Raw genomic sequence first — 15068 nt, 5'->3', positions numbered from 1 at the left:
CTATATGCGCCGTGCTCTGAGCCTTGCAAAACGCGGCAGGACAAGTCCGAACCCCATGGTCGGCGCGGTGATCGTAAAGGATGGCGAGATCGTCGGCGAGGGATATCATCCCAAGGCAGGTGAGCCGCACGCCGAGGTTTTTGCTCTGCGCGAAGCCGGTGACAGGGCTGCAGGCGCAGTCATGTATGTCACGCTCGAGCCATGCTGCCATCAAGGGCGCACTCCTCCCTGCACCCAGGCTATTATAAAAGCGGGTATCTCCGAAGTATATGCCGCCATGACCGATCCCGACCCGAAAGTGTCCTCCAAAGGTCTTGACGAACTCAGATCGGCAGGAATAAAGGTTCACAACCCTCTGCTCGAAGAGGAAGCCCGCGCGCTCAATGAAGCCTATATCAAGCACCGCACCACAGGTCTGCCGTTTGTGATCCTCAAGTCCGCAATGAGCATTGATGGCAAGATTGCGACCTGCACGGGCGATTCCAAGTGGATCACCAACGAGCGCTCCCGCGTATATGCCCATGGCGTCAGAAGCCGTGTGGATGCTATAATAGTTGGCGGCGGCACAGCGCGCACAGACGATCCTGCTCTGACTGCTCGCATCGGCAGGACAGTATATTATCCGATCCGTGTTGTTATCACGGGTACCGGTGACTTGTCGCCGAGCCTGAAGTTATTCAACGAGCCTGGCGAGTCGATTGTAGCCGCCGGACCATATGCCGATGCTGCATCATTAAGGAAACTCGAAGCGGCCGGTGCGCGTATAATAACATTGAATGAGACGGGTTGTCGTCCGCCACTGACCGGGCTTATGCGCGAACTGGGCACTATGGGATGTTTGAGCGTGCTCATCGAGGGCGGTGGCGAAACAGCGGCCTTTGCCATAGAGGAACGCCTGGTCGATAAAGTGTTATATTTTCATGCTCCAATTATCATCGGCGGGCATGATTCAGTAAATTCTGTTGCGGGTGTCGGAGCGGAGAGTATATCTTGCGCGGTTAAGCTCGACCATATTAGGGTAAGACGATTTGGCGACGACATTGCCGTCGAAGGGTATGTAGTATATCCCGATACTGCATGAGTGCATTTGCTGTGTGCTCGCATAATGTCATTCCGAACGAATGTGAGGAATCTGCTTTGAACTATTGTGATCGCAAATGGAAATCAATCGATCTACGAAGGCTTTCTTAAGAATTGCTGAGACGCTTTCCAGCAAATACTCAATATCAAATCTAAAATACTCAATCATAATGGCTAGGGGTTTTAGTTGTTCACAGGCCTGATAGAAGAAATAGGCACGGTAAAAAGCCTCACCGTCGGCACGGTGGGGCGGCTTGTTGTCGGGTCGAGCAAAGTGATAAATGATGTGTCCATCGGCGACAGTGTGTCCATAAATGGCACTTGCCTTACAGTCACGTCTATTGGCTCGGCTGAGATGACTTTTGATGCCGTGACTGAGACTTTGAGCCGGAGCACACTGAAGAGCCTGCGTCCAGGCGACAAAGTGAACCTTGAGGCAAGCCTCAGGGCGGGCAAGATGATGGGCGGTCATTTCGTGCAGGGTCATGTCGACGGCACAGGGACGATCATGTCGATAGACAGACTGGCCGAGTCCGTGGTGATACGTATAGCTGCGCCGCCCGAGATAATGCGTTATGTGGTCGAGAAGGGTTCCATTGCAGTCGATGGAACAAGTCTGACCATTGCTTCAGAAAATGACCGCGAGTTCACTATTTCGGTGATCCCGCACACTCTTGAGGTGACCACGCTTGGCTTGAGGCGGGCAGGCGATAGTGTCAACCTCGAGGCAGATATAATAGGCAAGTATGTTGAGAAATTTATGAACGCTCGCGGTGAGTCCGGTGTGACCGAAGACCTCCTCCGCGAAGCAGGATTTATGTAAAGGGCATTTGTAATGAATAATACTGAAACAGTATTCGCCAATATCCCCGAGGCCATTGAGGATATCAAGGCCGGGAAGATGATAATCGTGGTCGATGATGAGGACCGCGAAAACGAAGGCGATTTTATAATGGCGGCGCAGGCCGTCACCCCGGAGGCGGTCAATTTCATGGCCAGATACGGCCGTGGTATGATCTGCGTGCCCACAACCGCAACGCGTCTTGAAGAGCTGGGTCTGCCGATGATGGTCGAGAAGAACACAGCCAGGCTTGGCACGGCTTTCACGGTCAGTGTGGATGCCATTCACGGCACCACCACAGGCATCTCCGCTCAGGATCGGGCAAAGACCATCAAGACCTTTGTCGACCCGGATGCCCGTCCCGAAGACCTTGCGCGCCCCGGCCACATCCATCCGCTGCGCGCCGAGGAGGGTGGGGTGCTGGTTCGTGCCGGTCACACCGAGGCGGTGGTCGATCTGGTCAAACATGCCGATATGGGTTCGAGTGGTGTGCTTTGTGAGATTCTCAGCGAGGACGGTACGATGGCCAGGCTCCCCGAACTGATCGAGATTGCCAACAAGTGGGATATGAAAATCGTCACCATCGCCGACCTGATCAAATATCGCCGATTGAATGACCGCCTGGTCTTCGAGTTTGCGGCCTGCCGTATCCCGACGGAGTATGGCGAGTTTATGGCGCATGGCTATCAATCTACTGTCGAGTCCAGCCCTTACATTGCGCTTGTGATGGGCGATGTCACCGACGGCGAGCCTACACTTGTGCGCATCCATTCGGGATGTCTGACTGGTGATGTTTTCGGTTCACTGCGCTGCGACTGCGGCGAGCAGCTTCACAGGGCCATGCAGATGGTTGCCGATGAGGGCAAGGGCGTCATTTTGTATATTTATCACCATGAAGGCCGGGGCATAGGCATTGTAAACAAACTCAAGGCATATGTGCTTCAGGATCATGGCGCCGACACAATCGAGGCCAACCATATGCTCGGCTTTCCCAATGATATGCGCGATTACAGCCTTGGTGCGCAGATTCTGGTCGACCTGGGTCTCAAGAAGATCCGCCTAATGACCAACAATCCGGGCAAATATGTAGCTTTGCAGGGTTACGATTTGGAGATTGTCGAACGCGTGCCCATGGTTTGCGAGCCGAACAAGGACAATGTCCGCTATCTCACCACAAAGCGCGACCGAATGGGACATCTTCTTGATTGAGTAATGAGTATTTTAGATTGAGTATTTGACGTAGGGCGCTCCATATACCGTCATTCCGAGGAGTAACGACGAGGAATCTGCTTTTTTTGTGCTTTGCGGGTAATGGGTGAGGATTTGATCTATGATCGGGTGCGATATCTGATCGCACCCGAAAAAGAAGTCTCGCAATTTCCGATTGCGGTGCTTGATTGTCCGGGGTATTCCTGCCCCGGCGTTCCAACTTGATTGAGTAATGAGTATTTGATATTGATTATTGATTTATGCTTTGCGGGCGGTGCCCTGAAGCTATGAGGTTAACTGAGCGGTAAATGGTCCGGGCTCTTAGCTCTCGACTCTCCGCTCTCAGCTATTTTCAAGGGAGGCAAAAATGCCAAAGGTATACGAAGGTCAGCTTGTTGCGAAAGGCCTGAAGTTCGGTATAGTGGCGAGCAGGTTCAACGAGTTTATAACAAACAAACTTCTGGAGGGTGCGCTCGACGCGATCAAACGTCATGGCGCTTCCGAGGACGATGTCGAGATTGCATGGGTTCCCGGCGCATTCGAGATTCCGGTCATAGCAAAGAAGATGGCAGAATCCAAGAAATACGATGCAGTCATCTGCGTTGGGACCGTAATCAGGGGTGCCACGCCTCACTTCGACTACATCGCCTCGGAGGTATCGAAGGGCATCGCGCATGTCGGGCTGCATACAGGAGTTCCTGTAATTTTCGGTGTAATCACCACGGACAGTATCGAACAGGCGATTGAGCGAGCGGGAACAAAAGCGGGTAATAAAGGCTTTGACGCCGCCGAATCAGCCATCGAAATGGCAAATCTAGTCAGGAGTATCGGTAAATGAAAAGGTTTATAGAGTACTTCGTCGTTTTCATCCTTGGTTTTATAGTTTGCGCCGGGGTGCTCTACCGCTGGTATGGTCCGCCTACTGCCGGTCCCGTTTCCGCGCCCAATATTCCGCGCGGCGGTCCGGCTGTCATAAATGGTGGATCGAACAGCGTCAGTAGTGCTGCTGCAATAGTCAGCGACTATGTGGTGAATATCGATACCACTGGTAAGCCCACGGTGCAGTTCAATCCATTCGATTTCTTTGGTGGTATGCCTGAGAAGGTTGTGCCGAAAGGTCAGGGTTCCGGTGTCATATTCAGCCAGGACGGCTATATCGTGACCAACAACCATGTTGCAGCAGGCGCTGCCGAGATGAAAGTTACTTTGCACAACGGCAGGCAATATGCTGCAAAGCTCATTGGGCGTGATCCGGCTTCGGACATCGCGGTCATCAAGATTGATGCGCGCGGTCTGAAGTATGCCAGATTCGCCAATTCGGACACACTCAAGGTCGGTGACTGGGCGATAGCGGTCGGAAGTCCGCTGGGCTATGAGTCAACGGTAACGGTTGGTGTTGTCAGTGCACTCAGGCGAGGTCCATTCAATATCAATGGTCAGACACTGCAGTTGGAGAAGCTGATCCAGACAGATGCCGCCATCAATCCAGGCAACAGTGGAGGCGCACTTTCGGATCTGAACGGCAACCTTATCGGTATCAACACAATGATCGCCTCGACATCCGGCGGCAGCATAGGTATCGGTTTTGCGATACCCAGCAACACGGCGAAGAATGTGGCCGAGAAGCTGATAAAGAGCGGCAAAGTCGATCATCCGTATCTGGGCATTATGTATGGCCCATATGATTCGGCTCGCAGGAAGCAGCTTGAGCAGGGTGGAATCACCGGTATGCCGAAAGCTGATGGAGCCGAAATACGCGGTGTGCGTCCCGGCAGCCCTGCTGAGCAGGCGGGTTTGCAGGTCGGTGATATCATACTCAAAGTCAACGGCAAGCCTATTTCCAATTCCAGCCATGTTGAAAGCGGCAAGACAAGCGTGAGCAACGAGGTCCTGCAGGCAAAGATAGGTCAGACTATCAAGCTGCAGATATGGCGCCGCACCGACGGCAAGACAGTCGATGTGACTGTCAGGCTCGGCAAGATGCCCGCCGATTACGGAACCCAGCCTCAGCAATGAAGATAGGTGTAATCAGCGACACACACGGCAACATTGCCGCCTATGAAAAGGCTCTGGGCTTTATAGGCGATGCTGATCTGATAGTCCATGCGGGGGATGTGCTTTATCACCCCCCGCGTATGGGCTTTATGGATGGTTATGATATTCCAGCTTTAGCGGAGGCCATAAACTCGTCCGAGATTCCCATCGTGATAGCTCAGGGCAACTGCGACGCGCAAGTTTATGAAGAGCTGCTGAAGATTCCTGTGCAGTCGCCGTATGCGTATGTCTCATGCACCGGAGTGCGTATTGTAATCAATCACGGCCACACGCTCTCACGCGATCAGATGATAGACCTCGGCAAACGCTACAAGGCACATTATTTCATCTCGGGCCATACTCATGTGCCTGTGCTTGAGGATGCGGGTGATCTTGTCCTGATGAACCCCGGCAGCCCATCGATTCCCAAGTATGAGATAGACGGTAAGCCGGTTCCTAGTGTCGGGGTAATAACAGATACCGGTGCAAGGATCATCAACATAAATGATGGGTCTATAATTGCAGATTCAGGTGAGCTTTAATACTTGATTTCAGACTCCAGCGCCAGTCCATCCACGGCTATTACCCGCCACACCTTTACTGGTATGATCCATGCATGTTTTGAGTTTTCTTTTGCCATGTGCAGCGTCAAGTCGCGCTCGTACATGGGGCTTCCATCCTTGATGGCAGTCACTGTGAAGTGCAGTTCCACCTCAGCCTTATCGCCTTCTATACTGACGCTCTTCACCTTTGCGCTGGCATGGTAGTCGGTCTCGACACGCAGTGCCTGAGCAACCAGTATTCTCAGGCGTTCATAAGTCATATCGGTGGAGTCTTTATAGTCTCTGGATACGCATCCGATTGTTCCGCCGAGGTCGCGCTTGTTGATGGATGAGACTGTGTCGCTTACCATAGAACGTATCTGCGCCTCATCAGCGCTTCTGTCCACCGTCACAAATGCGATGATGACGAAAGAGACCACAATTGCAAGCAGAGCCAACCATATATATGTGCGCATAGCGAGATACCCTGGGGATAAAGTGTAAGCATATCATAACACAAAAAATGATGATTGACACCCTCGCGGGCGGGATGTAAAGTATATTAGCATGTATCTATCATACGTTGTAGGACAGACCATAAAAGACCCAAGCGGCAGAGAACTGGGCAAGCTCGATGATCTCATCGCATCTCCCGGGCCGCATCTGCCCGTCATATCGGCAGTGGTTGTAAAGACCGGCAGGCATCAGGTAAGAAATGTCGCCTGGCAGTCTTTTGTGTACGACGAAGAGTCCGAGAGGTTCTCATTGGCGGTCAATGTGGACCAGATAAAGGATTATGAGATAACGGACGAGGATCTGCTGCTGCGGACCAATATTATGGACAAGCAGATCGTGGATGTGCATGACTACCGTGTGGTGCGCGTCAACGACGTGCGTATTGAGCCGTCCGGCGACAGGCTGTATCTGGTCGGTGTAGATACTGGTGCTCGCGGACTGCTGCGCAGGATGGGTCTGATGCATGCAGCGGACAAGCTCTCGAAGATAATCAGGATCAAGCCGAGTTCTAGAGTGATTGCATGGCATGACATGGAGACCTTCGAGCGTGGTCTGGGTCGACTCAAGCTTAAGGTGTCGGCGGAGAGGCTCAGCGCGCTGCATCCGTCTGATATTGCCCGTATTATAAATGAGCTTGATCCTCATCAGAGGGCGGATGTCATAGAGACTCTGGATGTTGAGACAGCCGCCGAGGTGCTTACGGAGGCCGATCCCGAGGTTCAGGCATCGATCGTCGAGAATCTTGAGGATGAGCTTGCGGCGGATATTCTGGAGGAGATGGAGCCGGACGAGGCTGCGGACGTTTTGGGTGATATAAGTGCCGAGCGCCGCGAAGACATCCTGGAAGAGATGGAGCCTGAAGAGGCGGAGGATGTCAAAGAACTGCTTGCCTATGAGGACAACACAGCGGGTGGCTTGATGACGACCGAGTATGTGGCGGTATCGAAGGATATGACCGCCCAGCAGACCATCGACCGGCTGCGTGAGCTTGAGCCGAGCGCGGAGACGGTCTACTATGTGTATGTTGTCGACTCAGCCGAGCATCTTGTGGGGGTATTGTCGCTGCGCGATTTGATAGTGGCGCAGCCCGAGACCAGGATCGAAGATATCATGGTCTCCAATGTTATTCATGTGCATTTGGATGCGGATGTAGAGAAAATCCAGCATACGATGAGTGATTACAATCTGCTGGCTGTCCCGGTTGTTGATGAAGAAAATGAGCTGCAGGGCATCGTCACTGTGGATGATATCCTGGAAGAGATCACGCCTGAGGGTAGACGCAGGCGTATCCCGAAAATCTGGAGCTGATTAAAAGTGGAAAGTGGAAAACGAAAAGCTGACAGTGGAGAGCAAAGGTTAGAAAGCGCCGATCAGGGCGGTGACGTACCCAACCCTCCATTGCGAGTAGTGGAAAATGGAGTGTGGAAAGTGGAGGCTCCGAAACCACTGGCACAGCTTTTGTACGCCGACCAAATACCAAATCAAATATCAAATATAAGATCTCAAATACTAAATTGGAAGGGGGTTAGTTATGAGGCGACTGGGTCGCAAGCGGCTGCTGATGTTTCTGGCCGTAATTGGACCGGGGATCATTACGGCCGCGGCGGACAACGACGCGGGCGGGATCACCACGTACTCGGTAGCCGGCGCCTTATATCGTTACGACCTCCTCTGGGTTATCGTGCTGATCACATTTGTGCTGGCGATGATCCAGGAAATGTGTGCGCGGATGGGTGTGGTCACTCAAAAGGGCCTTGGGGAGCTTATCCGAGAAAACTTCGGTGTCAAGTGGACCATGTTTGCGCTTGGCACACTGCTTATTGCTAACCTCGCAACCACCTCCGCCGAATTCGCGGGCATTGCTGCAAGCCTGGAACTCTTCGGTATTTCTCGATATTTCACAGTCCCAACGGCAGCCATAGTCATATGGCTTTTGGTGGTGAAGGGCACGTTCAAGACAGTTGAGCGCGTCTTTATGGCTCTCACTATACTGTATGCCACATATATCGTAGCCGGAATAATGGCCAAGCCGGACTGGTCTGAAGTGATGCATGCGACCCTGGTGCCGAGACTCAACACCAACCCTGTGTTCATATATCTGGCAATCGCGGTCATCGGGACCACAATCACTCCGTGGATGCAGTTTTTCCTCCAAGCGACAGTGGTTGATAAGGGTGTGCGCGTGCAGAACTATGTATATCAGAAGTGGGATGTATATGTCGGCGCATTCATGACCGATCTGGTATCGTTTTTTATTATTGTGGCTGCTGGTGCAACCGTATACGGCAAGGTGAGCGGCTCAGAAATAACTGCTGCGCAGATAGCCAAGGCGCTTGAGCCTGTCGCTGGCAGGTATGCAGAGATATTGTTTGCCGTGGGTCTGTTCAACGCATCGCTCCTGGCGGCTGCGGTCTTGCCATTGTCGACCGCCTACACATATTCTGAGGCTTTTGGCTGGGAGATCGGGGTCTCTCGCAAGTTCAGTGAGGCACCGATCTTTTATGGCATCTATACATTTTCCATACTCTTTGGAGTGGCGGTCGTCCTGCTGCCTAACAAGGGATTGATCCAGATCATGATCAATGCCCAGGCGATAAGCGGCATATTGCTGCCGGTCATACTTGTATTTATGCTCAAGTTAATCAACCGCAAGGACGTAATGGGATCCTACACAAACTCAAAGGTCTACAATATTGCAGTGTGGGCGATGGCTATAGTGCTGATTGCGATGACTATTGCGTGGCTTGGCGGATTGGTTTTGGGGTTAGGGTAAATATTCTTCCAGTGCATCATCATATGGCTGGGAATCATCATGCTGATCTGTTTCCTCTTCCTCAGACTGCTGCACCTTTGTGACAATTGCTTTCTCTTGCCTGTCCTGATCCAGTCTGCCCGCCTCATCAAGCTCCTTTTTTGCTTGGTCGACAAACGTCTGGGCATTGTTTTTGGACTGTGCCAAGTTGGTTTCCAGATAGTCGATCATACTGGATGCAGCCTGAGCAAAGAGACCGCAGGCCAGGCTGCGATGAAGATTAGCCGGCTGCTTTTGCGCGGGAACTGTCAGGGCATCCAGAAACTGTGCCATAGCCTCAGAGCGCAGAGATAGTCCCCTAATGGTGCTGTAATAGCCCTCACGTGTTATTTTGTGCGCACGGAAATTGTCTGACTCGGACTGATACTGGTTCAGAAGCATCGCGAAAGACTTGTCGAATATCTTACGCAGCATTTCATATCGCCTAGCGACAGTTGCATCCGAAGGGTTTGTCTGCATTGTCTTGAGCTGCTCCAAGACTTTGCGACTCTCGCCGAACAGCGACATCGAAGCATCCACGACCGCAAGTCTTTCATGTGCTCGCCAGTCAGATGGGTTGAGTGAAATCGCCTGCATGTATGATTTGGCTGCCTCATCGGGGTCACCCTTATCCCATAGCTTATCGCCCTCAACAATCTTGGCAATGGCTGCTGAGGCTGCATTTTTTTTGTTGATCCGCACAGGCTGGGTAGTCTGCCGAGTATTGGATGGAGGTTCATGCACACTTGAATTATTTGAAATATCTTGCTCAGGCTCTTTGGTAACTGCTGCTACCTGGCCGGTTTGCATCGCTTCTATCTTCTGCCTTGCCGAATCAACCAGAGCCTTTTCCGCACCTATTGCCAGGGCACGGTCGAGCGTATCCAGTGCTTCCTTATACATTTTCTTTTGCGCATAGGCTTCGGCAAGCTTTATGCGCAGCGGTCCGTTAAATGGGTCAGAGTTCACCGCATTTGAGTATTCCTCGATTGATTCGGCCAAATTTCCGGCGCTGATACTTGCCTCAGCCTTGGAACTGTAGTCACTTGCATCAAGCTGCTTTACTTCCAAGGGTTTTGCAGCCCCAATTGCTATGGACTCATCGCCGGTAGTCGGATCGACAGAATTGACGATAGGCAGTTTTTCAAATGCCTGGCGTGTGACTTCGAGCACAGCCTTGTTTGCGACTGACTGAATGGTGTTATTTATGGCCATGGCGTCCGTATCCATATATACGGCGGAACTTGCTGTTTCCCAAATTTCCTTTGGTCCCGCATTTACGTCGACCAGCCAGATTTTCATTTTGAGAATTTTTTTGCCGATGTCTTGAGGTGTATCTATAGCGACCGCCGCGCACGAGGCATAATCGAACCCAAGGACTTTTGCAACCTCTATCTTCTGTTCGCGAGTGGAATAACTGGTGACGCTGTCTGCGCTGAGCTTTTTATCCAAAACAGCGCGTGCGACGGTAGGTGACTCACTGTCGAATATCATCACATCAACTCGTTGGGTTTCACGGAAGTAGGTTTTAATTGCGCGGGTTGCGGCTGTGATGAATGAATTGTCGAAGTCCTGTGTTTTTTCGGTCTTGTACAGCAGCACGACGGGACGCGACTTCTCCTGTGCCATAATGGGGCTGCCAAGAGAAGCGGTGCATACTATGATTATGAACCATAAAGAAATAATTCTGCTCATCATTGTGCCTGCTGCCAGAGCGCGATCAGCTTTTTGGCATTTTCGATTCCGCGTTGAGCGCTTGTCGCATTGGAGCCGGAATTGATCTCCGAATGAAAATGAGTGATAGCTTGCTCGGCGGTGCTTATTGCCTCCTGTGTTTGCCCTTTATTTCGCAATTGGATAGCGGCTGCAAGAAGGCTGCTGCCGTCTACTTTTGGCGTAGTATTCTCTTTTTGTGGCGATGGGGTAGGCTTGGCCGCTTTTGCCTGGGCTGGTTCGACCGTGGCGCTTGCTTTCTTAGATGCCTTTGGCTCAGCAACAATAGTAAGCTCATTGCCGATTGAAGGCAATTTTACCGGTTTGACCTCTGAAGAGCCAGGTTTGGTGTTTGTTGCAGGCTTAGGAGCCGGTGTTGGCGCAGGAGTCGTAGACTGCGTCGCAGGCGCAGGAAATGTATAGACTTTCAGTCTTGGAGAGGAATTGGTGCTCTCCAGGCTTGAGCTGTTGCTGCCGGCACTAGCCTGCTGCCTGACGATAGAGTTTGGCTTTAATCGCTCAGGCAATTGAGACTTTTTACTACCCGGAATAAGTATGATTGCAAGCATCAGTATAACGATAAACGCGATACCCGAAGCAAACAATGGCGGCGGAATAGAGTGTGCTGCTTTCTTAAAAGTAGCAATTCGCCACAAACCCGGAGTCTGTTTTTTACCCTTGAGTTTTGCCCGCAGCACTGCCAACTTCTCTCTGTCAGCGGTGCTTTTGGGGTTGAGACTGATAATTTGCTCATATTCAGACAGCGCAAGCTCCAGATAGCGGCGGGCGGACTGTGCATTATAAGCGTCCAGTTCCATCTCGCCTTTGCGCTCATATATCAGAGCCAGTACGCCATGCGCGGATGTGCTGCCCGAATTATTGAAAACTATCTTCTCTGCTTCTGCAAGGGCTGCATCCAGGTCCCCCGATTCGTAGCAGTTGTAAACATCGGCCAGCGCTTCACCCAGCGCAACTTCGTCATTGGCCTTGTCCGCCTGAATGTTGTCATCCTCGACCACCCACGACAGGTGCAGTCCACATTCCCTGCAAAACTTGTTTGTTTTTCCATTATATGTGCCGCATTTTGGACATTTCATAGGCAAATACTCGGTTGTATATTGTCAGTTCAAAACAGGCCGGATTGACCTGCATTCTTTGGCGTCATGCCAAGGTGTTCATAAGCAAGCCGGGTTGCGACACGGCCGCGCGGCGTGCGATTGATAAATCCCAGTTGGATGAGATACGGCTCATGAGCATCCTCGATAGTATCGCGCTCTTCACCAGTGGCGGAGGCTATAGTCTCCACACCTACCGGACCGCCGTCAAATTTCTCGATTATACACTTGAGCAGGCGCCTGTCCGCGTCATCCAGTCCGCATTCGTCAATTTCCAGCATCGCCAGGCCGTCTGTCGCCACATTCTGGTTTATTGTGCCGTCAGCTTTGACCTGGGCATAGTCACGCACCCTGCGCAGGACACGGTTAGCGATGCGCGGAGTGCCTCTGGATCGACCTGCAATCTCATATGCGCCGTCGTCAGTTATCGTTACTCCCAGGATCGACGCAGATCTGGAGACTATCGTGCTCAGGCTTTCGACGTCGTAGAACTCAAAATTGTGAACTATACCGAACCTGGCCCGCAGTGGCGATGTGATGAGACCTGTGCGGGTAGTTGCGCCTATCAGGGTGAACTTGGGCAAATCCAGCTTGATTGTCCTTGCACTGGGACCTTTGCCTATCACCAGATCGAGCTGATAGTCTTCCATAGCCGGGTAGAGAATCTCTTCGACCGCGCGGTTTAGTCTGTGGATTTCGTCGATGAATAGCACGCTGCCTGGCTCGATATTGGTAAGGATCGCCGCGAGGTCGCCCGGGCGCTCAATGGCGGGGCCGGATGTGCTCCTTATCGAGACTTCCATCTCGTTAGCGATAATATAGGCCAGGGTGGTCTTGCCAAGGCCTGGAGGACCGTAGAGCAGGACGTGGTCGAGCGCCTCCGCACGCATGTGTGCGGCCTGAATGAATACGCTCAGACTTTCTTTTATCTTTGCGCGACCTATGAATTCGTCGAGCCTGCGCGGACGGAGGGACAGTTCTGCAGCCTGGTCCTCATCCATAAGCTCCGGCGACATCAGCCGCTCCTCAAAATCCATGCTCACTCCTTAACAAGCTGAGAGCGAAGAGTGGAGAGCCAAGAGCCCATACACTCTCTCCGTTCGGACCGGATATCCGATCCGGTCCGAAACAGAATCTCGCAATTTCCGATTGCAATTACACAGGTCAAAAACAGAATGTGCGAAAACTACGGGGTTGCGCCCTCACCCCAACCCTCTCCCCCAGGAGAGGGAGTGGCGTCATGCCTGCTTTCGGCTTTCCACTTTCAACTTTACACTCAGCTTTTCGACAACAACTTTAACGCAGCCCTGACTATATTTCCAGTCTCAGGCGTGCCCTTAATAGACTTCACAGCCTCCTGGGCGGCGCTGCGTGCATCATTGCGATTGTAGCCCAGTGCAACCAGACCTTCGATGGCGTCATCGAGACTGCGCTGCTCTGCAGGCATCGATGCACGTGCCGCTTGCGCCCACTGCGGCAACGTAATCTTTTCTTTCAGCTCTAATACGATCCGTTGAGCTGTCTTCGTGCCCACGCCCGGAACCCTGTTGAGTTCTGTATGACGCTCACCGGATATGGCGCTCACTATCTGTTCGACTGACAAAACCGACAAAATGTTCAGTGCAACCTTGGGTCCGACTCCGCTCACGGTCAACAGCAGTTCAAACAGGCTCTGCTGAGCTTGGTCAACAAAGCCATAGAGCGTGATCGAGTCTTCTTTAACAATTGTCGAGACCAACACCTTGATCTCATCGCCTATCTGGGGCATCTGAGTTATGGTGGCAAGAGGCAGATATGCCTTATAGCCGACACCGTTTATGTCGATTACGACATAGTCGGCTTCCACTCTTGCCAGTTGTCCATGCAGATGTGCGATCAATAGTCTATCCTCTGATTACGAATTGATTCCACTGTTTTCGCGATGAGCTGCGAGCGCGTTCTTTTCTGCCGCCGCAATATCGGCCATCAGGTTGTCGACGGATGCGCTACTTGTCAGATGCGTATCCATGACCACGACAATCTCGACATTCATCGGTTTTTTTGAGAACCTCTGTGAGCTTACGCGATATCTCTTGTACTCACGCATCTCGACTTGCACGCTTCCGCGCTTCACATTGGCAGCAAGCAACTGCTCCAGCGGAATTATACCATCTGTACTGTAGCTGGTCATTATGAATCGTGCGTTTATGGAGTCTATCAGCCTGACGTATGCCTGCAGAGCCTCGGATTTGTAGTTATACGGGCTGCGACGCAGGTCGCGCCAGTCCATACGGATTGCCGACTTTGTGCCATGTGTAATTTTTCTGCTCAGCTTAGGTTTGTCCCACAGCGCAACCGAGTTGAGCACATGATAGTTACTGCCGTATGGATGCTGGTTATACGGCGGGTCGAGATAGGCTATGTCGACCTCATTTTCGCTCATGTCGTCCACCAGTGCCTGCGCATCACGACATGTGACGATGTTGTTTTTGTGATTATCATAGAACACAGCCGGAGACAGGCGCAAGTCCCCTGCTATACGATACAGCGCAGTCCGTGTCTGTCCGCCCCAGCCGTTGTGAAATCCCTTGAATACGCCGCTGGTGTTGCTGTTATAGCATGCCTGGTAAAGCAGCGGAGCCAGCAGGCACTCCTCCTCCACATCTTTTATCTGCCCGGCGTTTTTCCAAAGCTCTATCTGGTTGCGAATCGCGTCTATGCGCATCCCGTTTTTGCGCATATAAAACATGCGATCCCTGGTCACGTCATACTGCGTGTCGTCATCGGGACAGAGGTGCTCGGTGACCCAGTCCACACGCGAAGGCAGGCAATTCAGAATATCTATCGCCGTCTCATATCCGCCGAGAGCAGCAAAAGGTGGAGCCTGATTGCACTCTATATAGCATGTATTGATCGGCCTTGTATACGGCTCCCAGTCATTCGATATGACTCGATAATCCAGAGACTTGGCAAATCGAGACACGACCCCGCCACCCGCAAACAGGTCAAGAAAAGTTGAATCTGATCGGACACCAGTGCTTCTCAGCGCTTTTGCGATAAGGTCGAGCAACTTGCGCTTGTTTCCGATATACGGGATCAACTGGTTATAGAGATAATTGGACCTGGCAGATACCAATTGCTGCTCCGTTGATATTGAGGGTTTCACCCTCAAATTTCCACCAAAGCAGATTGTTTACTTTTATAATACACATATAATTGTATAAACAATTTGCTTTGCCCAGAGTCTC

At 51.9% G+C, this 15068-nt stretch carries 14 protein-coding genes; 8 read left to right on the top strand and 6 right to left on the bottom strand.

Annotated elements, in window-relative coordinates; genetic code table 11:
- The first annotated feature begins 4 nt into the window (after nucleotides 1-4).
- The 6 genes from ribD to yfcE all read left to right on the top strand — a co-directional run bounded on the left by ribD (nucleotide 5) and on the right by yfcE (nucleotide 5706).
- Entirely contained in the window at nucleotides 5-1081 is a 1077-nt protein-coding gene (gene ribD / locus LLG46_04840) for a bifunctional diaminohydroxyphosphoribosylaminopyrimidine deaminase/5-amino-6-(5-phosphoribosylamino)uracil reductase RibD (protein ID MCE5322629.1), read from the top strand.
- 186 nt (nucleotides 1082-1267) lie between these two features.
- Nucleotides 1268-1903: a riboflavin synthase gene (locus LLG46_04835; protein MCE5322628.1), complete on the top strand. Its 636-nt coding sequence runs from the start codon at nucleotides 1268-1270 to the stop codon at nucleotides 1901-1903.
- A gap of 12 nt (nucleotides 1904-1915) precedes the next feature.
- On the top strand, nucleotides 1916-3130 hold the full coding sequence (locus tag LLG46_04830) for a bifunctional 3,4-dihydroxy-2-butanone-4-phosphate synthase/GTP cyclohydrolase II (protein MCE5322627.1): 1215 nt from the start codon (nucleotides 1916-1918) through the stop codon (nucleotides 3128-3130).
- A gap of 367 nt (nucleotides 3131-3497) precedes the next feature.
- Nucleotides 3498-3968: a 6,7-dimethyl-8-ribityllumazine synthase gene (gene ribE / locus LLG46_04825; protein MCE5322626.1), complete on the top strand. Its 471-nt coding sequence runs from the start codon at nucleotides 3498-3500 to the stop codon at nucleotides 3966-3968.
- Nucleotides 3965-5146 (top strand): trypsin-like peptidase domain-containing protein, encoded by a 1182-nt coding sequence (locus LLG46_04820; protein ID MCE5322625.1) that lies wholly within the window; start codon nucleotides 3965-3967, stop codon nucleotides 5144-5146. Before ribE ends, LLG46_04820 begins: the two co-directional genes overlap by 4 nt.
- Complete coding sequence (gene yfcE, locus LLG46_04815) at nucleotides 5143-5706, top strand: phosphodiesterase (protein ID MCE5322624.1); 564 nt, start codon at nucleotides 5143-5145, stop codon at nucleotides 5704-5706. Before LLG46_04820 ends, yfcE begins: the two co-directional genes overlap by 4 nt.
- On the opposite strand, the gene LLG46_04810 is transcribed toward yfcE, so the two are convergent.
- Nucleotides 5703-6182 (bottom strand): hypothetical protein, encoded by a 480-nt coding sequence (locus tag LLG46_04810; GenBank protein ID MCE5322623.1) that lies wholly within the window; start codon nucleotides 6180-6182, stop codon nucleotides 5703-5705. The genes yfcE and LLG46_04810 overlap by 4 nt on opposite strands.
- Nucleotides 6183-6273: 91 nt before the next feature.
- On the opposite strand from LLG46_04810, the gene LLG46_04805 reads away from it, so the two are divergent.
- A complete protein-coding gene (locus LLG46_04805; GenBank protein ID MCE5322622.1) occupies nucleotides 6274-7530 on the top strand; it encodes a CBS domain-containing protein in 1257 nt (418 codons plus the stop codon).
- Between the two features lie 223 nt (nucleotides 7531-7753).
- Entirely contained in the window at nucleotides 7754-8995 is a 1242-nt protein-coding gene (locus LLG46_04800) for an Nramp family divalent metal transporter (GenBank protein MCE5322621.1), read from the top strand.
- Here the strand turns inward: LLG46_04800 and LLG46_04795 are convergent.
- From LLG46_04795 to LLG46_04775, 5 genes are all read right to left on the bottom strand, one after another.
- Nucleotides 8987-10711 carry a tetratricopeptide repeat protein gene (locus LLG46_04795; protein MCE5322620.1) on the bottom strand — a complete coding sequence of 575 codons (1725 nt, stop codon included), beginning with the start codon at nucleotides 10709-10711 and terminating at the stop codon, nucleotides 8987-8989. The genes LLG46_04800 and LLG46_04795 overlap by 9 nt on opposite strands.
- Nucleotides 10708-11823 carry a zinc ribbon domain-containing protein gene (locus LLG46_04790; GenBank protein MCE5322619.1) on the bottom strand — a complete coding sequence of 372 codons (1116 nt, stop codon included), beginning with the start codon at nucleotides 11821-11823 and terminating at the stop codon, nucleotides 10708-10710. Before LLG46_04790 ends, LLG46_04795 begins: the two co-directional genes overlap by 4 nt.
- Nucleotides 11824-11852: 29 nt before the next feature.
- Nucleotides 11853-12878 (bottom strand): Holliday junction branch migration DNA helicase RuvB, encoded by a 1026-nt coding sequence (gene ruvB, locus LLG46_04785; protein ID MCE5322618.1) that lies wholly within the window; start codon nucleotides 12876-12878, stop codon nucleotides 11853-11855.
- Nucleotides 12879-13117: 239 nt separating this feature from the next.
- A complete protein-coding gene (gene ruvA / locus LLG46_04780; protein ID MCE5322617.1) occupies nucleotides 13118-13720 on the bottom strand; it encodes a Holliday junction branch migration protein RuvA in 603 nt (200 codons plus the stop codon).
- 15 nt (nucleotides 13721-13735) lie between these two features.
- Complete coding sequence (locus LLG46_04775; protein MCE5322616.1) at nucleotides 13736-14986, bottom strand: DNA adenine methylase; 1251 nt, start codon at nucleotides 14984-14986, stop codon at nucleotides 13736-13738.
- Between the last annotated feature and the right edge of the window lie 82 nt (nucleotides 14987-15068).

The organism is bacterium (genome assembly GCA_021371935.1).
In the GTDB taxonomy this organism is placed as follows: Bacteria; Armatimonadota; UBA5829; order UBA5829; family UBA5829; genus UBA5829.
This window is presented reverse-complemented; position numbering and strand designations above follow the sequence as displayed.